18 protein-coding genes and 2 tRNA genes are annotated in these 16,646 nt (G+C 65.9%); 9 read left to right on the forward strand and 11 right to left on the reverse strand.

All coding sequences use genetic code 11. The annotated features are described in order from the left end of the window. Window positions 1–101 precede the first annotated feature (101 nt). The 4 genes from B3098_RS18530 to B3098_RS18545 all read left to right on the forward strand — a co-directional run bounded on the left by B3098_RS18530 (window position 102) and on the right by B3098_RS18545 (window position 4,268). Window positions 102–1,091, forward strand: a complete 990-nt coding sequence (locus B3098_RS18530) for a Bug family tripartite tricarboxylate transporter substrate binding protein (protein ID WP_191578273.1) — start codon at window positions 102–104, stop codon at window positions 1,089–1,091. Between the two features lie 17 nt (window positions 1,092–1,108). Continuing rightward, window positions 1,109–2,614: a class I adenylate-forming enzyme family protein gene (locus B3098_RS18535; protein WP_286898286.1), complete on the forward strand. Its 1,506-nt coding sequence runs from the start codon at window positions 1,109–1,111 to the stop codon at window positions 2,612–2,614. Beyond that, entirely contained in the window at window positions 2,611–3,399 is a 789-nt protein-coding gene (locus B3098_RS18540; protein WP_175122148.1) for a citryl-CoA lyase, read from the forward strand. The genes B3098_RS18535 and B3098_RS18540 overlap by 4 nt, the downstream gene beginning before the upstream one ends. Before the next feature lie 65 nt (window positions 3,400–3,464). After that, window positions 3,465–4,268, forward strand: a complete 804-nt coding sequence (locus tag B3098_RS18545; RefSeq protein ID WP_286898427.1) for an SDR family NAD(P)-dependent oxidoreductase — start codon at window positions 3,465–3,467, stop codon at window positions 4,266–4,268. Window positions 4,269–4,279: 11 nt separating this feature from the next. Here B3098_RS18545 and B3098_RS18550 read toward each other — a convergent pair whose 3' ends face one another. Both B3098_RS18550 and B3098_RS18555 read right to left on the reverse strand, forming a co-directional pair. After that, window positions 4,280–5,272 (reverse strand): Bug family tripartite tricarboxylate transporter substrate binding protein, encoded by a 993-nt coding sequence (locus B3098_RS18550; RefSeq protein ID WP_279973913.1) that lies wholly within the window; start codon window positions 5,270–5,272, stop codon window positions 4,280–4,282. Window positions 5,273–5,361: 89 nt separating this feature from the next. Beyond that, window positions 5,362–6,459: a mandelate racemase/muconate lactonizing enzyme family protein gene (locus tag B3098_RS18555; RefSeq protein ID WP_286898291.1), complete on the reverse strand. Its 1,098-nt coding sequence runs from the start codon at window positions 6,457–6,459 to the stop codon at window positions 5,362–5,364. 100 nt (window positions 6,460–6,559) lie between these two features. Between B3098_RS18555 and B3098_RS18560 the strand changes: the two genes are divergently transcribed. Beyond that, entirely contained in the window at window positions 6,560–7,462 is a 903-nt protein-coding gene (locus tag B3098_RS18560) for a LysR family transcriptional regulator (RefSeq protein ID WP_279973910.1), read from the forward strand. Between the two features lie 59 nt (window positions 7,463–7,521). Here B3098_RS18560 and B3098_RS18565 read toward each other — a convergent pair whose 3' ends face one another. Then, window positions 7,522–8,316, reverse strand: a complete 795-nt coding sequence (locus tag B3098_RS18565) for a MetQ/NlpA family ABC transporter substrate-binding protein (protein ID WP_175139518.1) — start codon at window positions 8,314–8,316, stop codon at window positions 7,522–7,524. 188 nt (window positions 8,317–8,504) lie between these two features. Here B3098_RS18565 and B3098_RS18570 point away from each other — a divergent pair, with 188 nt between their 5' ends. Next, the gene (locus B3098_RS18570; RefSeq protein ID WP_286898294.1) at window positions 8,505–9,578 is read left to right on the forward strand and encodes a DUF6817 domain-containing protein; all 1,074 of its coding nucleotides are present in this window, start codon (window positions 8,505–8,507) and stop codon (window positions 9,576–9,578) included. A gap of 104 nt (window positions 9,579–9,682) precedes the next feature. Here the strand turns inward: B3098_RS18570 and B3098_RS18575 are convergent, their stop codons facing one another. The 5 genes from B3098_RS18575 to hemA all read right to left on the reverse strand — a co-directional run bounded on the left by B3098_RS18575 (window position 9,683) and on the right by hemA (window position 13,994). Beyond that, the gene (locus tag B3098_RS18575; RefSeq protein ID WP_175139516.1) at window positions 9,683–10,243 is read right to left on the reverse strand and encodes a UbiX family flavin prenyltransferase; all 561 of its coding nucleotides are present in this window, start codon (window positions 10,241–10,243) and stop codon (window positions 9,683–9,685) included. A 7-nt stretch (window positions 10,244–10,250) separates the two neighbouring features. Further along, window positions 10,251–10,577 carry a Grx4 family monothiol glutaredoxin gene (grxD, locus tag B3098_RS18580; RefSeq protein ID WP_056319914.1) on the reverse strand — a complete coding sequence of 109 codons (327 nt, stop codon included), beginning with the start codon at window positions 10,575–10,577 and terminating at the stop codon, window positions 10,251–10,253. Window positions 10,578–10,707: 130 nt separating this feature from the next. Next, on the reverse strand, window positions 10,708–11,541 hold the full coding sequence (gene prmC, locus B3098_RS18585; RefSeq protein ID WP_286898298.1) for a peptide chain release factor N(5)-glutamine methyltransferase: 834 nt from the start codon (window positions 11,539–11,541) through the stop codon (window positions 10,708–10,710). A 10-nt stretch (window positions 11,542–11,551) separates the two neighbouring features. Beyond that, window positions 11,552–12,634 (reverse strand): peptide chain release factor 1, encoded by a 1,083-nt coding sequence (gene prfA, locus B3098_RS18590; protein ID WP_175122139.1) that lies wholly within the window; start codon window positions 12,632–12,634, stop codon window positions 11,552–11,554. Between the two features lie 85 nt (window positions 12,635–12,719). Next, window positions 12,720–13,994: a glutamyl-tRNA reductase gene (hemA, locus tag B3098_RS18595; RefSeq protein ID WP_056559840.1), complete on the reverse strand. Its 1,275-nt coding sequence runs from the start codon at window positions 13,992–13,994 to the stop codon at window positions 12,720–12,722. Window positions 13,995–14,328: 334 nt separating this feature from the next. Between hemA and B3098_RS18600 the strand changes: the two genes are divergently transcribed. The 3 genes from B3098_RS18600 (at window position 14,329) to B3098_RS18610 (ending at window position 15,122) form a co-directional block, all read left to right on the forward strand. Further along, window positions 14,329–14,404, forward strand: a tRNA-Phe gene (locus B3098_RS18600). A 122-nt stretch (window positions 14,405–14,526) separates the two neighbouring features. Beyond that, window positions 14,527–14,602, forward strand: a tRNA-Phe gene (locus B3098_RS18605). Between the two features lie 28 nt (window positions 14,603–14,630). After that, entirely contained in the window at window positions 14,631–15,122 is a 492-nt protein-coding gene (locus B3098_RS18610; RefSeq protein WP_286898301.1) for a 50S ribosome-binding protein YggL, read from the forward strand. Window positions 15,123–15,371: 249 nt separating this feature from the next. Here B3098_RS18610 and B3098_RS18615 read toward each other — a convergent pair whose 3' ends face one another. Genes B3098_RS18615 through B3098_RS18625 form a run of 3 tightly spaced genes read right to left on the reverse strand, consistent with a single transcriptional unit; the run spans window position 15,372 to window position 16,591 of the window. After that, window positions 15,372–15,593: a hypothetical protein gene (locus B3098_RS18615; protein ID WP_286898303.1), complete on the reverse strand. Its 222-nt coding sequence runs from the start codon at window positions 15,591–15,593 to the stop codon at window positions 15,372–15,374. 4 nt (window positions 15,594–15,597) lie between these two features. Further along, the gene (locus B3098_RS18620) at window positions 15,598–16,056 is read right to left on the reverse strand and encodes a hypothetical protein (protein WP_286898304.1); all 459 of its coding nucleotides are present in this window, start codon (window positions 16,054–16,056) and stop codon (window positions 15,598–15,600) included. Beyond that, window positions 16,043–16,591 (reverse strand): hypothetical protein, encoded by a 549-nt coding sequence (locus B3098_RS18625; protein ID WP_286898307.1) that lies wholly within the window; start codon window positions 16,589–16,591, stop codon window positions 16,043–16,045. The genes B3098_RS18620 and B3098_RS18625 overlap by 14 nt, the downstream gene beginning before the upstream one ends. Window positions 16,592–16,646: the final 55 nt, after the last annotated feature.

The following is a 16,646-nucleotide window of genomic DNA, read 5'->3' on the forward strand; positions in this document are numbered from 1 at the left end:
TTCTGGACACCTTGCGTTGATAGGGCCTCCATCAAAGCCGAATATGAAGGCGGACAGACGAAGATCTGTCCAATTATTAGACAAACAGGACGGAGACAACAATGAAGACATTCGGCAAGCGCTGGACCGCTGCGGCGGTGGCCTTGAGCGGGGCCCTTGTGGCCGCCGCTCCCGCCTGGGCGGCCAAGCCCTATCCCGATCGCCCCATCACTCTTGTCGTCGGCTATGCGGCCGGCGGCGCAACCGACATCGTGGCGCGTCTGATGGCCAAGTCCCTGGCCGAAGAACTGGGGCAGACAGTCGTGGTGGAAAACAAGACCGGGGCCAACAGCAACATCGGCGCGGAGATCGTCTCGCGTGCCGCGCCCGACGGGTACACGCTGTACGTCGGGTCGATTGCCAACACCATCAACCGCACGCTGTACAGCCAGCTCAATTACGACTTCGTCAAAGGCTTCGAACCCGTCGGGTTGCTGGCGACCATTCCGAACATCCTGGTGGTCAATCCCAAGCTGCCGATCAAGACGGTGCAGGAATACATCGCCTATGCCAAGCAGCATCCCGGCAAGCTGACGTGCGCGTCGTCCGGCAGCGGATCGTCCATTCACCTGTCCTGCGAGCTCTTCAAGATGAAGACCGGCACCGACATCCTGCACGTACCGTATCGCGGCAGCGGTCCTGCCGTGGCGGACCTGCTGGGCGGGCAGGTGGACTCGATGTTCGACAACCTGCCCTCGTCCCTGCCCCACGTGCAGGCGGGCAAGCTGCGCGCCATCGGCGTCACCTCGCCCCAACGCCTGCCGGCCACGCCCGATGTGCCCACCTTGGCGGAGTCCGGCCTGCCTGACTTCGACGTGGAATCGTGGTTTGGCCTGGTGGCGCCGGCCGGCACGCCTCGGCCCGTCATCGACCGCCTGAACCAGGCGCTGAACAAGGCGCTCGCGACGCCCGCCCTGCAAACCTCCTACAAGCAAGGCGGCTTCTTCCCGCCCCAAGCGCCGAACACGCCGGAGACCTTCGCCAAGAAGATCGCCAGCGAGATCGACAAGTGGGGCGCGGTGGTGAAAAGCGCCAACCTCAAGGCCAATTAAGCATCCAAGGAGCATAGGTGTACCCGATTGATTTCTTCTTCCGCGCAGCCGAGCAGTACCCGGACCGCGTGGCGCTCGACGGCCCCGATGGGCAGGTGACTTACGCGCGGCTGGCGGCGGACACCCGCGCGCTGGCCGCCGCCCTGCAGGATCTGGACCCCGAGCCGCAGACGCGCGTAGCCATCTGCGCCGGCAACTCGGCGCGCCACATCCTGGCGCTGCTCGCGGTGCTGGCCAGCGGCAAGGTCTGGGTGCCGCTGAACTACCGCAGCACCGCGCGTGAGATCGGCCGCATCCTGGATGCGACCGAGCCGTCCATCGTGATCGTCGACGAAGTGGGCGCGCCGCTCGTGCCCGCGGGTTCAGCACGACGCATCGTGCTGGACGACGCGGCCGCTGACCTGGCGCTGGACGCGCTGCTCGCGCGTTTTGCCGACCGCGTTCCGGCGCGTCGCACCTTGCCGCGCGACGCCACGCAGGCCATCAAGTTCACGGGCGGCACCACCGGCCTGCCCAAGGGCGTGATGCAGCCTTATCACGCGTGGAACGCCGGCATCGTCAACCAGATCCTCAACTGGGGCCTCACCGCCGAAGACCGCTACGTCGTGTCCGCACCCATCACGCACGGCACCGGCACCTATCTGTTGCCGGTGCTGGCGCAGGGCGGCGCGCATCTGCTGCTGGACAGTGTGTCGCCCGCCACCATCACCGAGGCGTTTCGCGAGCGCGGCGGCACGCTGAGCTTCATGCCGCCCACGCTGATCTACATGATCATGGCGCAGCCCGGCGTCTCCCGCGCGGACTTTCCGCATCTGCGCAACCTCATCTACGGCGGCGCGCCCATGCCCGTGGAAAAGATCGAGCGCGCGCGCGCCTTCTTCGGCCCGGTGCTGGGCACGACTTACGGCCAGACGGAGGCGCCTCAAATCGTCACGGTGCTGCGCCCCGCTGATCTCGAAGCGCCGGAAAATCGCGCGTCGGTCGGCCGGGTCACACCGCTGTCCGACGTGGCAATCATGGCGCCCGACGGCACGCTGCTGCCGCGCGGCGAAATCGGCGAAGTCGTGGTCCAGGGCGATCTGGTGATGACCGGCTACTGGCGCCTGCCCGAGAAGACTGCTGAAACCGTAGTCGACGGCTGGCTGCACACCGGCGACATGGGCCTGATCGACACGCGCGGCTATCTGTTCCTGAAGGACCGCCTGCGCGACGTCATCATCACCGGCGGGTTCAACATCTATCCGGTGGACGTCGAAAACGCCTTGTCCGCGCATCCTGCCGTCTACGAATGCTCGGTGTTCGGCGTGCCTGACGACAAGTGGGTCGAAGCGGTCCACGCCGCCGTCCAGCTTCAGGCGGGCGCCGAGGCCGATGGCGACGAACTCAAGGCGCACGTGCGCGCGCTGCTGGGTCCGGTCGCCACGCCCAAACACATCCATTTCCACGACAGCCTGCCGCGCTCGAGCGTGGGCAAGGTGCTGAAGAACGCGGTGCGCGACGCCGCAATGAAGGAAACGCCATGAACAAGCCCGAAACCCGCCTCTGCGCCCATCACCTGACCGGCATGTCGTATCGCGACGTCGATCTGGTCGAAGACCTGATCGGCAAGAAGTCGTTTACCGAAGTCATGATCATGCAGATCCTCGGTCGCGACGCGCGTCCCGTGGACATGCGCATCGTGGACGCGGTGCTGGTCACGCTGATGGAGCACGGCATGACGCCCAGCGCGATCGCTACGCGCCTGATCTACATGAGCGCGCCCGAGAATCTGCAGGGCGCCGTGGCGTCCGGGCTGATGGCCGTGGGCAGCCAGTTCGTGGGCACCATGGAAAACTGCTCGCGCCTGCTTGACCGCATCCGTCAGGCACCCGACGGTCCCGCGGAAGCATTGGCCATTGCCCGCGAACACCGCGCGTCGCGCAGCCCGCTGCCCGGCTTCGGCCATCACCTGCACAAGCCGGACGATCCGCGCGCGATCAAGCTGCTGGCGCTGGCCGAGGCGGAAAGCGAACTGAGCGGCGAGTCGGTGCAAGCGCTGCGCTGGCTGGCCAGCGCCATCGACGAGACCTACGGCAAGCACATCACCATCAATGCAACCGGCGCCGTGGCCGCGCTGCTCAGCGAGATCGGCGTGCCTACCGACCTGATGCGCGGCTTTGCCGTGATCTCGCGCGCGGCGGGCCTGGTGTCGCACGTGGCAGAAGAGCAGCAGAGCCCGTCCGGGCGGTACATCTGGGAAACCATCGACCACGCCATTCCGTACGTGGGCAAGGGCAAGAGCCATCAGCAAGACGGCGGGCAATCGTGAGCGCGGGGTCCGGTACGCCCGATGCCGGTACGCCCGTTGCCGGTACGCCCCTTCACGCTGCCCCGCTGTCCGGCGCGCGCCTGGCCGGCAAGGTTGCGCTGGTCGCAGGCGCGGGCACGTCCGCGCCCGGCTGGAGCATCGGCAAGGCAAGCTGCGTGACGCTGGCGCGCCAAGGTGCGGCCATCATCGCCCTGGACGCCAACCTGACCGCCGCCGAAGAGGCCGCGCATGAGGCCGAAGCGGCAGGCGGCAGCGCGCTGCCTGTGCAGGCCGACGTGGCCGACCCGGACGCGATGCAGGCGGCGGTCGACGCGGCGTTGCGCCGCTTTGGCCGCATCGACATCCTGCAGGCCAACGCGGGCATCGGCAAGGTCGGCGGCCCCGAAGACATCTCGATCGCGGACTGGGACCGCATCCAGCAGGTGAACGTGACCAGCCTGCTGATCGCCACGCGCCTGCTGGCGCCCGTCATGCGTGTGCAGGGCGGCGGCGCCATCGTGGCCGTCTCTTCCATTGCGGGCATCCGGTACACCGGCTATCCGCATCTGGCCTACAGCGTCAGCAAGGCTGCGGTCATCCACTTTGCGCGCATGGCCGCGCAGCAGTACGCCGCCGACGGCATCCGCGTGAACACGGTCATACCCGGCCTGATCGACACCCCCCGCGTCACCGCCAATGTCGCAAAGATGTTCGATGCGAACGACCTGGACGCCGCGCGCGCGGCGCGCGACAAGCAGGTGCCGATGGGACGCATGGGCACGCCATGGGAGGTCGCCAATGCGGTGGCCTTCCTGGCGTCGGACGAGGCGTCCTACATCACCGGCACCGAACTGCTCGTGGATGGCGGCCTGACAGGCAAGTACGCCTGAGCCGGCGCGGCTTACTCGGCCTTGATGTTGCCGCGCTGGACCACGGCGGTCCACTTGGCCACGTCGTCACGGATGCGCTGTGCGAATTCCGCCGGCGTGCTGCCGACCGGCTGAAAGCCCAGCCCGGCCAGCTTGTCGCGCAGCGCGCCCTTGCGCACGGATTCGCCCAGCGTCTGCGACAGGCGCTCGATGATCGGCTCCGGCACGCCGGCCGGCGCAATCACGCCGAACAGCGGCGAGATATCCACACCCGGCAGACCGGCCTCGGCAAACGTGGGCACGTCGGGCAACTGGCTTGTGCGTTGCGGGCTGGTGACCGCCAGCGCGCGCAGCTTGCCGGCCTTGATGTGTTCAAGCAGCGTCGGGACGGTGGCAAAGCCGAACTGCACCTGGCCGCCCAAGAGGTCGGTGATCACGGTGCCGCCGCCGCGGTAAGGCACGTGCAGCACGTCCACGCCTGCCTGCTGGCGCAGTTGCTCACCAGCCAGATGCGGCCCGCTGCCCACGCCCGCCGACCCGAACGACAACGTGCCGGGCTGCGACTTGGCCAGCGCCAGGAACGACGCAATGTCGGTCGCCTTGACCGACGGGTGCACCACCATGACGAAGGGCGCCGTCGCCATCAGCGAGATCGGCGCGAAATCCTTGATGGCGTCGTACGGCTGACGGGCGCCCAGCAGCGCGGGATTGATGGTGAACGTGGAGTCGACCATGCCGATGGTGTAGCCGTCCGGCGCGGACACCGCCAGCGCGCGCGTGCCGATCGTGGTTCCGCCGCCGCCGCGGTTTTCCACGACGAAGGGCTGGCCCAGCGCCTCGGCGTACACCTGACCCGCCATGCGGCCCAGCGTGTCGGTCGCCGCGCCCGGCGGGTACGGGATGTACAGGCGGACCGCCTTGTCCGGGTACTGCGCGGCCCGTGCCGCGAAGGACCACGGCAACACGGCGGCACCCGCTGCCATAGCGGCGCTGTTGATCAGGAAGGTTCTGCGCGATGGGTGCATGTCTTTGTCTCCGGGTTCGTGTTCTTTGCGGCCTCTGCGGGCCTGTGGATTCTTGGCGGTCTGGCCTTTGGCTTTTTACGGGTCAGGGTTCAGACGCTGTACTGGCCCTCGGCAAGTGCCGCTTCCGGATCCGCGCCCAGCCCCGGCGCGTCCGGCACGTTGACCCAGCCATTCTCGATGGGCACGCTGCGTCCGTACGGCACATGCGCCAGTTCGACGTACAGGCGTTCCAGCGACACCTCGGCTTGCTGCGCGGCAATCAGATGCAGGCTGGCAAGATAGCCGGGGCCAAAGAACGCCACCTGCGGCGCGCAGATGACGCTTGAGTCCGCGCACTTCTGCGCAATCCGCCACGCGGCGGTCAGGCCCAGTTTGATGACGCTGGGCTGCACGTACTGCGCGGCTTCCGTGTCCACCACGCGCTCCAGATCGGTGGCGCTGCTGGCGTTCTCGCCAACGGCCAGCGGGATGCCGCAGGCCTGCTTCAGGCGTGCCAGCGCGCGATCGTCTTCCGGCGGCCACAAGGGTTCTTCGATCCAGAACGGATCATGCGGGCGCATGGCCTCGATGGCGGCTTCGGCTTCGCCCGGCAGCCACGCGCAGTTCGTATCAACCATGATCGGCACGCCGGGACCCGTGCTGCGGCGCACGGCGGCCAGCGCGTCGGCGGTGCGCTCGTGCAGCTTGATCTCGGTATAGCCTTCGTTCAGGGCCTGCGTGGTCACGGCGTCCAGGCGCTCGGCGTTGCCGTAATACTGCAGGAGCGATGCATACACACGGACCCGCTCGCGGCGCTTGCCGCCCAGCAGCGCGTACAGCGGCACGCCGGCGCGCTTGGCGCGCAGGTCCCACAGCGCGATGTCCAGCCCGGCCAGCGCGTGCACCACGGGGCCGGACCGGCCCAGGTTGTGCAGCGTGCGCTGCATGCCCGGCAGCAGCGTGTCGTCGTCCGCGTCGCGCCCGCAGGCCAGCGGTGCGATCAGCGTTTCGAAGATCGCGGGCAACGCGCGCGGCTCCACGCAATACGACTCGCCCCAGGCCACCGTGCCGTCTTCGGTCTGGACCCGCACGAGCGCGCTGTCGAGCTTGTCGCGCGGACGGCCCGCGAACAGCGGCGACGGGCTCCAGTGATGGAACGGCAGGCGCAAGGGAATGCAGGTGACGGAAATAATGGTGTTGGCGGGCATGGCAGTGAGGCGTCGAGATGCAGAATGCGATGGGATATTCTGGCGGCCGCCAGTTCATATGGTCAAATAGATGAATCGACTATTTCCATATGACTTTCATATGTTCAATCGGCGAGAACTCCTGCTGCTGCGCGCCATGTACCGGCTCGATACCGTCACCGCCGCAGCCGCCTCGGTCAACATGACGCAGCCCGCCGCCAGCGCACTCCTGCGCGACATGGAAACGCGGTTGGGCTTTGCGCTGTTCAGCCGCGAGAACCGCCGGCTGCACCTGACCAGCCAGGGACGCGCGCTGATTCCCGAAGTGCTCAATGCGCTGGCCGGCATCGAGGCCGTCGACCGGCTGGCCGTCGACATCCGCCAGGGCGCACTGGCAAGGCTGGACGTGGGCGCCGTCGCCATCGCGGCGTCCAGCCTGCTGCCTCCTGCCCTGGCCGGCGTACGCCGCGCACATCCGGCGGTTGCCGTGACCGTGCGCGCCGGCACCGCGCTGGAAATCATCGAGATGGCGGTGGATCACCGCATCGACCTGGGCATCATCATCGGCTCGCCGCCGGACATCGACCGCGTGTCCAGCCTGCGGCTCGCGCCGTTGGGACTGCATGCGGTGATGCCTCAGGACCATCCGTGGGCAAAGCGGACCGATCTGACGCTGGACGAGGTGGCCGAGGCGGGACCGATTGTCCTCGCCCCCGCCCTACCCGCCGGCCGCGCGACACGGCAGGCACTGGAGGCGCGCGGAGTGCCCTATCGCCCCATCATCGAGGCGGCGCAGTCGTCGGCCGCCTGCGCGCTGGCGGCACAGGGATTGGGTGTCGCCATCGTGGAAAGCCTGGGCGCGCATTACGCCGAGCGTCAGGGTCTGGTGACGCGCCAACTGCTGGCGCTGGAGGATCCGGTGCTGGCGGTGGTGTGGTCGCGCGACCGCGCCATGAGCGCGCCGGCGCAGGTGCTGCAGGAAGGATTGGAGAAAGAGGTGCAGACGTGGCTGGCGCGCGCGTAGGCGAAGGCTGACGGAGGCCGGACGTCGCGCGCCCGGCTTCGCAAGTCTCGATAGCCTGTTTACCAGGAGGTCGTGTAGGCGCCCGGGAACTGCTTGGCGACAAAGGCCTTCACCTCGTCAGACTGGTAGGCCTTGATGAAGCGCGCGATGCGCGGATCGTTCTTGTTGTCTTCGCGCGCGGCGATGACGACGGGCGCGAACGGCGCGTCCTTGCTTTCCAGCACCAGCGCGTCCTTGGCGGGCGACAGGCCGGCAGGGATGGCGTACGCCGAGTTCACGGCCGCGGCGTCCACGTCCTTGAGCGAGTGCGGCAGTTGCGCGGCCTCGATCTCGACGAACTTCAGGTTCTTGGGGTTCTCGGCGATATCGAAGATCGACGCCGTCACCGTCACGCCGTCCTTCAGCTTGATGAGCTTGGCGGCCTGCAGCACCAGCAGCGCGCGGGCGCCGTTGGTCGGATCATTCGGGATGGCTACCTTGCCGCCTTGCGGCAGATCGTCCAGCGACTTCACGCGCTTGGAATAGATGCCCATCTGCTGCACCACCGCGGTCGCCACCGGCACCAGCTTGTAGCCGCGCGCTTTGTTCTGCGATTCCAGGAAAGGCTTGTGCTGGTAGATGTTCACGTCCAGCTCCTTGGCGTCCAGCGCGGCGTTGGGCTGGATGAAGTCGCTGAACTCGATCAGCTTGACCTTCAGGCCCTGCTTGGCGGCGACCTGCTGCACGACTTCGCCGATCTGCGCGTGCGGGCCGACGGTGACGCCCACTTTCAGCTCGGCGTCCTGCGCCATCGCCGAGGTGCCGGCAAAACCGAGAATGGTGGCAAAAACGGCGAGGGAATGGCGAAGGCGCATGGGAAAGTCTCTAGAGGTTTAAACGATTGAGGATTGGAACAATGACCCGGATTCTAGTGAGCGCGCTTCAAAACCGGAAGCGATGAATATTCATATTGATATGCGGATTTCGATATAAACACCGCGATGACAGCGCCAGCGCATGCGGACACAATAGAGCCTGCTTTCATCCAACCAACCCGCCAACCATGTCCACCACCCCCGAACTCCATCCGCACGCGCGCGCGCTGCTGGCCGACCACTACGCCGCCGTCGACGCCGACCTGCCCGTCCTGCTCGGCCTGCTGTTTGCACGCAGCGCGGGCGAAGACTGGCACAAGGCCGGCACCTTCAAGCATCATCTGCTGGGCGTCTACCGCACGCTGGCGCTCTGGAACCAGCCGCGCGAAGTGCGCCTCCTGGGCCTGTTCCACAGCGTCTACGGCAACGAATACGTAGACCTCACCCTGTTTGACCGCGAACGCGAGCGCAACACGCTGCGCGACGCGCTGGGCACCGAAGCCGAGGAATGGGTCAGTCTCTTTTGCGCCATGCCGCGCACGCGCTTCGTGCAGGCGATCCTGCAAGGCCAGGGCACGGGACCGGAAGGCCTGACGCTGGAAGGCGCCGATGGACAGGTCTTCACCTTCACGCCGCGCCAGGTCGCGGCGTTCACCGTCGTGTCCGCCGCCGACATCGGCGAGCAATGGCACAGCTGGCAGGACGAGATCTTCGCGGGCTATCCGCAGCAGCAGCGCCGCGACCTGAAAACGAACTGGGCCTCGTCGCTGTGGCCCGGCCCGCTCAAGCCGCCGTCGAACATCCTGTCGATGCTGTCCCATCTGCTGGCGCCGCTATCGCGCATGCCGCAGGACACCGGCATTCCCATCCCGCCCGCGTTCGACCACTGCCGCGCCACGCTCAGCCCGCGCGACGAAGCGGCGGCCAGCGCGCTGTACTGGCAGGTCATCACGCGCATGCACCCGCTGACCGAAATGGACAGCGCGCGGCACATGCTGGAAGCCGCGGTCGAACACAACCCCTGGGTGGGCGAGCCGCGCCTGCTGCTCGCGCAACTGGCGCTGACGGCCGGAGAATTCGAGGCCGCGGAACAGCACGCCGCCGCGGGGCTGGCGGCGCTTCAGGCGTGGGGCACCGCGTGGGATAAACGGATTGAATGGGCCGGATGGATGGCCTGGGCGCGCATCGAGCTGCAAAATGCGCGGGCGCGAAAATGGCCGGAGAATCTGGCCGCGCTGAATGGGATGGGGCTGGTGGAATAAGAACCGCCCTGATGCAGACGGCCCCGCTCAAGCGGGGCCGCCGGCGATCGTTGCACGACGCGCGTCAAGCGCAAGCCTTGCGGCAAGGCAAAGGCAAGAACCTGCTAAGTGCCTTCCCAGTGCGGCCCGGGCACGACGATGTCGAACATTTCCAGGACGCGGGCCACGGTGTGGTCCACCATTTCATCGATGGACTTGGGCCGGTGATAAAACGCCGGCAGCGGCGGAAACACGATGCCGCCCATTTCGGTCACGGCCGTCATGTTGCGCAGATGCGCCAGATTGAACGGCGTCTCGCGCACCATCATCACCAGGCGGCGGCGCTCTTTGAGCGTGACGTCGGCAGCGCGCGTGATGAGGTTATCGGACAGGCCATGCGCCACCGCCGCCAGCGTGCGCATCGAGCACGGCACGATCACCATGCCCGCGGTCTGGAACGCGCCGCTGGCCAGCGTGGCGCCCACGTCGCGAATGCTGTGTACGTGATCGGCCAGCGCATAGACGTCCTGGCGGCTGACATCGAGTTCATGCTTGATGTTCAGCACGCCAGAAGCGGACACCACCAGATGCGACTCGACGTCTTCGACGTTGCGCAGCGCCTGCAGCATGCGCACCGCGTAGAGCGCGCCGGTGGCGCCCGTGATGCCGACGACGAGCCGCCGCATGATGGCGTTAAGCCGTGGCGCCGGATTGCTCCAGCAGCGTCTTCAGTTCGCCGGACTCGTTCATTTCATTCATGATGTCCGAGCCGCCGATGAACTCGCCGGACACGTACAGCTGCGGAATGGTGGGCCAGCTGGAGAATTCCTTGATGCCCTGGCGGACTTCGTCGTCCTCCAGCACATTGACCGTGACGAGCTTCTTCACGCCACAGCCCTTCAGGATTTGAATGGCCTTGCCGGAGAACCCGCATTGCGGGAACTGGGCGGTGCCCTTCATGAACAGCACGACGGGGTGCTGGGTAACGGTTTCGCGGATGAATTCTTGAACGTCGCTCATGGTGGTCTCTTGGACAGGCAAAACGGAATGGGTCAATTATAGGTACAGCCGGGAAAACCGCCCGATTACCCCGGCGCGGCGCCGGTATATCCGGCAGATGCAACAGCAAATGTCTGGCCGTGCGCTGCGCTCAGGCACCGGAGACCGGCAAACGCCCGCCCGAGATCCGCTCGATCCCCGCCAGGTCCTGGCGGCTGTGCACATCCGCGAACCCCGCCTGGCGGAGCATGTCCCGTACCTGCTCCGCCTGATCCCAGCCATGCTCCATCCAGAGCGAGCCGCCGGGTTTCAGATGGGCGCGCGCGCCTTCGACGATACGCGCCAGATCTTCCAGTCCGCCCGCGCCATCAGTCAGCGCCCCCCGCGGCTCAAAGCGCAGGTCACCCTGATCCAGATGCGGATCGTCGCTGGCCACATAGGGGGGATTCGACACGATCAGATCAAACCCTTCGCCGGCCGGCACCGCGTCGTACCAGCTTCCTTCCACGAAGCGCACCGCGGCCGTCAAATCCCACGCGTTGCCGGCAGCCACCGCCAGTGCGGCCGCGCTGACGTCCGACGCCATCACCCGCGCGTCGCGGCGCGCCAGGGCGATCGACACCGCGATCGCGCCGCTGCCCGTGCCCAGGTCCAGCACCATCGGCCCGGTGATGCCATCGATGCATTCCAGCGCGGTTTCCACCAGGACTTCCGTATCGGGGCGGGGAATCAGCACGTCGGGCGTCACGCGGAACCGGTGTCCCATGAATTCGCGATGGCCCAGCAGGTAGGCCATGGGCTCCCCAGCCAGCCGGCGCTGCGCCAGCGCCTCGTACGCCGCCGCCACTTCGGGCGCCAGCGGATCGGTGTCGTGCGCCAGCAGCCACGCGCGCGGTTTGTTCAGCACGAGCTCCAGCAGCATGCGCACTTCCAGGCGCGGCAGCCGCGCGTCGAGCAGCAGACTTTTGATCTGGGGCGCGGTCATGGCGTCGGCTTTAAATGTCGTCGCCCAGCGCGGCGAGCTGCTCGGCCTGATGCTCGGCGATCAGCGCGCCGGTCAGCTCTTCGAGGTCGCCTTCCATGATCTGCTGCAGCTTGTACAGCGTCAGGTTGATGCGGTGATCGGTCACGCGGCCCTGCGGATAGTTGTAGGTGCGGATGCGCTCGGACCGGTCGCCCGTGCCGATCAGGCTCTTGCGCTCGGCCGCCTCCTTGCTCTGGCGCTCGCGCTCTTCCTTGTCCTTCAGGCGCGCGGCCAGCACCTGCATGGCCTTGTCCTTGTTGCGGTGCTGCGAACGGTCGTCCTGGCATTCCACCACCAGCCCGGTCGGCAAGTGGGTGATGCGCACGGCCGAATCGGTCTTGTTGATGTGCTGGCCGCCCGCGCCGCTGGCGCGAAAGGTATCGATGCGCAGGTCGCTGGGATTGATGACGATCTCGGACATGGCATCGGCTTCGGCCATGATGGCCACCGTACACGCCGACGTGTGGATGCGGCCCTGCGCCTCGGTCGCCGGCACGCGCTGCACGCGGTGCGCCCCCGATTCGAACTTCAGCCGGCCATACGCGCCGTCGCCGTCGATGCGCGCGATCACTTCCTTGTAGCCGCCCAGCTCGGACGCGCTTTCCGACATCAGTTCCACGCGCCAGCCACGCTGTTCCGCGTAGCGCGTGTACATGCGCAAGAGGTCGCCCGAGAACAGCGCGCTCTCGTCGCCGCCCGTGCCCGCGCGGATTTCCAGGAACACGCTGCGCCCGTCGTTGGGGTCGCGCGGCAGCAGCAGAAGCTGCAGCGCCGCTTCCAGCGATTCCAGCTTGACGCGCCCGGTCTTGATCTCTTCTTCGGCCATGGCCTTCATGTCGGGCTCGGACAGCATCTCCTGCGCGGTCGCGATGTCTTCCTCGGTGCGGGCGAACGCGGTAAAGGCTTCGACCACCGGTTCCAGTTCGGCGCGCTCGCGCGAAAGCTTGCGGAAGCGGTCCATGTCGGACGCGGTTTCCGGTTCGGCGAGCAGAGCATCGACCTCGATCAGGCGATGGCACAGATGCTCCAGCCGGCTGCGCATGGAAGATTTCATGAGGGTAGGACCAAAAGAGAAAACAGAGAAAGCGGGCGCCCACAAAGCGAACGCCCGCCATGAGGCGGGGCGTGGGGCAGAGCCGCTAACGGCGGGAGTCGCGGCCTGGGAAGAGGCGTGGCATCCAGGCAAGCAGTTGCTTGCGGTCGTCGCCTTCGCTGCGGTTCAGCGCCGCAAGCGGGCCGTGCAGGTACTTTTGCGTGAGGCCGTGCGCCAGTTGCTCGAGCACGGCTTCGGGCGATTCGCCCCGCGCCAGCAGGCGGCGGGCGCGTTCCAGTTCGGCGGCGCGGACGTCTTCGGCGGCCTGATGCAGGTCGCGGATGACGGGCACCACTTCGCGGGATTGCATCCAGTGCATGAAGCCCTGAACGCGGGTTTCGATGATGGCTTCGGCCTGCACCACCGCGGCGCGGCGCGCGTCGGTGCCGGTTTGCACCAGCCGGCCCAGGTCATCCACCGAGTACAGATAAACGTCGTCCAGACGGCCGACTTCGGGTTCGATGTCGCGCGGCACGGCCAGATCGATCATGACCATCGGGCGGTGACGGCGCAGGCGCGTAGCCCGTTCAACCATCCCCAGGCCGAGGATGGGCAGGGAGCTTGCCGTACAGGAAACGATGACGTCGAACTCGGACAGCCGCTCGGTCAGGTCAGACAGCTTCATCGTGCTGGCCGAGAAGCGGTTGGCCAGCAGTTCGGCGCGTTCGGCCGTGCGGTTGGCCACCACCATGCTGCGCGGACGCTGCGCGGCAAAGTGCGTGGCGCACAATTCGATCATTTCGCCCGCGCCGATGAACAACGTGCGGGCCTGGTCCAGGTTGCCGAACACGCGCTCGGCAAGACGCACCGCGGCGGCGGCCATGGACACGGATTCGGCGCCGATGGCGGTTTGCGACCGGACTTCCTTGGCGACCGAGAAGGTGCGCTGGAACATCTGGTGCAGCAGCGTGCCGAGCGATCCGGCTTCGCCGGCGGCGCGCACCGCGTCCTTCATCTGGCCCACAATCTGGGTTTCGCCCAGCACCATGGAATCGAGGCCGCTTGCCACGCGGAAAGCGTGACGCACGGCGTCGTCTTGATGATGGCGATAGAGGTGCGGGCGCAGCGTGCCGGCGTCCAGGCGGTTGTGTTCAGCCAGCCAGGCGGGCAACTGATCCGCCACGTGGCCGTCGGCCGCGCAGTAGATCTCGGTGCGATTACAGGTGGACAGGATGGCAGCTTCGCGGACAGAGCCGCCGAATGCCGAACGCAAGCCTTCGAGGGCGGGCTTGACCAGATCAACGGGCATGGACACGCGTTCGCGGACCGACACCGGCGCGGACGTGTGATTCAGACCGAAGGCAAGGACAGCTACCGACATGTGTGAGGGATGGCGGAAAGCCACCCGCGGCTAAGCGTTAAGTACTGCCACTATAAGAACAATGCGTCGCAGCCCGCTTGTCGCGCGTCAAAGGCGGGAAAGCATCCGGCTGTAACAGCAAAACCGCTGACGATTATACTCCTGCGGGTTATCCCCAGGCCATTCCCGTCCCCAATCGCGGACAGTTGGCGCCCAATCGTGCCTTGCAGGCAACAGTTGGCTGCTTTGCTGCCCCTGTACGGCGACATCGCGTGCCGGGTCACGAAAAAAAGCGACGCTTCCCCCGCCCGGCTGGCACAACGCCGAAAAATTGTGTATAGTTGCGGACTTCGTTGGCCTGGTAGCTCAGTCGGTAGAGCAGAGGATTGAAAATCCTTGTGTCGGTGGTTCGATTCCGCCCCAGGCCACCAAAAGAATTTCCGGGAGCTTCGGTTCCCACAAAAAGCCCAGCCTTGCGCTGGGTTTTTTGTTGGTGGCGGCGCTACACGCCGCCACGTGTCCCGACATTTTGTGTATAGTGGCGGGCTTCGTTGGCCTGGTAGCTCAGTCGGTAGAGCAGAGGATTGAAAATCCTTGTGTCGGTGGTTCGATTCCGCCCCAGGCCACCAAAAATTCAGATCTTCGCCATGGCGAGGATTGTTTCCCCCCGATCGGGATGCTGCTTCCCGGACAGTCAGCGGATGGGGCCGCCGCGAGGACGTGCAGTCGTACGCCGCCGCACACAAGCCTCCACCACATCTCCCCGATTTCATCGCCCGCGAGGTCTCCGTGCGTAAATATCGATCGATTGCACCGGTGAATGGCCGCTTGCGCCAACTGAACCGCCGTCAGCGCAAGAAGTTGCACGTTGGCGAATTCCAAGAGCTCCATTTCGAAGTGCGCGGCTCGCTCGTTAGCGGCATCGATGAAGACGCGTTCCTCGATGAGTTCATTGCGTGGATTGAATCCTGCAACCTTTACTTTGCCGGCGGCTTCAACGAAGGCGAGATCGGTGGCATAGTGCTTGCCGGAGTGGGGTCTCCAACCGAAGAGCAACGGCAATCTGTCGTCCGCTGGTTCAAGGAGCGCCCAGAAGTCGCCGAAGTCGAGGCGGGCAACTTCCAGGATTCCTTTTACGGTTACGACTGAGAACCGCCCGGACTGCGACGCTAGCGACCTAAGTCGGCGTTAATCTGCTCATTATCTGCACAACAATGAGCAATTTATGAGCAGATTGCCGATGCTTCGCCAATCTCATGATGGGTACGACTGCCGTCTGCCAAAGAGCTACGCTTCGAAACCCCGCGTGAACAGCAGCCACCACCGTGCACGTCCTGCGAGCTCACGCCCGGTGAACGGTCACGCAGGCCCAGCCCCCGATTTCAGCACCCGATCTCATCAGCCCCTTAACGTCTTCAGGCGTTCCATGATGAGCTCGGCACGCTCCGGCTCGGCAAGAAGTCCTGGAAGCACATTCGCGAAGTCGGGATTCTCGACGAGCTTGGAGATCGCGGCGCCCATGGCTTGGCGCATCGGCGCAGGCGAGGCGGCAAGTTCCGCCGCCAATTCCTCACGCCCATCCACAATGTTCAATATATCTTCCAGGTCGTGACTGTTCATAAAGTCACCTCCCCCCCCGGCCAGCAAATGCCTCTAGCTTCGTCGCGACAAAGGCGACGGCGCTGATCAGCTTGATCGTCACCCCCCGTTCCAGCTCCATATCGCCAGCCGTCTCGACGGCGTAGGAATACCATCGATTGGAAAAGCCTAAGATCTCCGGCTGAACGGGCATGAGATCGAAAAGCACGCCGGATTCCTTGTGCACCCAGCGGCAAATGACATCACTGCTGACATCGCGCGCAAACCCACGCGCCGCAACGGCTTCTTCGAACCTATGAAACGCGGCACGATTGGCCTCCAGCACAGCGTCCACGTCGCGCGTCGCACGTACAGGGTCCGCCAAAGGGTCCGTGATCAGCAGGCCCGCCACAGCTCCGCCGACAAATACAACTTGTTCCCGCAATTCGCCCAGCGCCCTGGCGATGCTACGTAAATAGGGCAAGTTGGGGTCATCCGTTCGCATCTAAGACTCCTGCATCGGCGCGCATCAGTTCGGTCTCCAAAAGTTGCGTAGCGAGGTCGCGCTCACGGGCTCTGCCTGTGCGCAAGGCATCCACCAACGCCAGCATGCGGTGCAGGGCCGGATCCGCAAGCGCGGCCTGCGGCGCCGTCCGATACAGCGGCGAAAGCGTTGGTCCCTTGGCCACGCCCGTGGGATACGCCCAGACGGGGGCCTCCCCTGGCGCGGCGTTCAAGCGGCTGGCTAGCGGCTCGGTGCCGAAGGCAGTCGGAATGCCACGCTTGACCGGCCCCGGCGTCGCCGGCCAGACATAACGCACACCGTGGACGACAAACTCCAGAATATTCCCTCTTACCGGCCGCCATTTACCGCGTGCCGGCGCCACCGCCAACCCTGACGCGACCGCCCGCTTGACGCTTGCGTGGGCCTCCGAGGCGCTCATGTGCAACGCAGAACCCAGCGCAGCGTAGGTCCAATGCTGCGGCGGGTGGGCAGCAGCCTTGAGTAATACCAGGAGGTCTTGAGGCTTCAGGTCCATGAGCATATTCGCTATTCGCGAATAGCGAATATCACCCATGAACCGGTTTTTTGCA

It is taken from the genome of Achromobacter sp. UBA2119 (assembly GCF_002331005.1).
Taxonomy (GTDB): Bacteria; Pseudomonadota; Gammaproteobacteria; order Burkholderiales; family Burkholderiaceae_B; genus Achromobacter; species Achromobacter animicus.

What these genes read in the sequence shown, in the direction of transcription:
- prmC (WP_286898298.1), bottom strand. Translation starts at nt 11,541, where the DNA reads ATGACCGCGCCCCAGATCAAAAGTCTGCTGCTCGACGCGCGGCTGCCG.
- B3098_RS18625 (WP_286898307.1), bottom strand. Translation starts at nt 16,591, where the DNA reads ATGGACCTGAAGCCTCAAGACCTCCTGGTATTACTCAAGGCTGCTGCC.
- hemA (WP_056559840.1), bottom strand. Translation starts at nt 13,994, where the DNA reads ATGTCGGTAGCTGTCCTTGCCTTCGGTCTGAATCACACGTCCGCGCCG.
- B3098_RS18560 (WP_279973910.1), top strand. Translation starts at nt 6,560, where the DNA reads ATGTTCAATCGGCGAGAACTCCTGCTGCTGCGCGCCATGTACCGGCTC.
- B3098_RS18530 (WP_191578273.1), top strand. Translation starts at nt 102, where the DNA reads ATGAAGACATTCGGCAAGCGCTGGACCGCTGCGGCGGTGGCCTTGAGC.
- B3098_RS18540 (WP_175122148.1), top strand. Translation starts at nt 2,611, where the DNA reads ATGAACAAGCCCGAAACCCGCCTCTGCGCCCATCACCTGACCGGCATG.
- B3098_RS18575 (WP_175139516.1), bottom strand. Translation starts at nt 10,243, where the DNA reads ATGCGGCGGCTCGTCGTCGGCATCACGGGCGCCACCGGCGCGCTCTAC.
- B3098_RS18615 (WP_286898303.1), bottom strand. Translation starts at nt 15,593, where the DNA reads ATGAACAGTCACGACCTGGAAGATATATTGAACATTGTGGATGGGCGT.
- B3098_RS18565 (WP_175139518.1), bottom strand. Translation starts at nt 8,316, where the DNA reads ATGCGCCTTCGCCATTCCCTCGCCGTTTTTGCCACCATTCTCGGTTTT.
- B3098_RS18570 (WP_286898294.1), top strand. Translation starts at nt 8,505, where the DNA reads ATGTCCACCACCCCCGAACTCCATCCGCACGCGCGCGCGCTGCTGGCC.
- B3098_RS18555 (WP_286898291.1), bottom strand. Translation starts at nt 6,459, where the DNA reads ATGCCCGCCAACACCATTATTTCCGTCACCTGCATTCCCTTGCGCCTG.
- prfA (WP_175122139.1), bottom strand. Translation starts at nt 12,634, where the DNA reads ATGAAATCTTCCATGCGCAGCCGGCTGGAGCATCTGTGCCATCGCCTG.
- grxD (WP_056319914.1), bottom strand. Translation starts at nt 10,577, where the DNA reads ATGAGCGACGTTCAAGAATTCATCCGCGAAACCGTTACCCAGCACCCC.
- B3098_RS18550 (WP_279973913.1), bottom strand. Translation starts at nt 5,272, where the DNA reads ATGCACCCATCGCGCAGAACCTTCCTGATCAACAGCGCCGCTATGGCA.
- B3098_RS18620 (WP_286898304.1), bottom strand. Translation starts at nt 16,056, where the DNA reads ATGCGAACGGATGACCCCAACTTGCCCTATTTACGTAGCATCGCCAGG.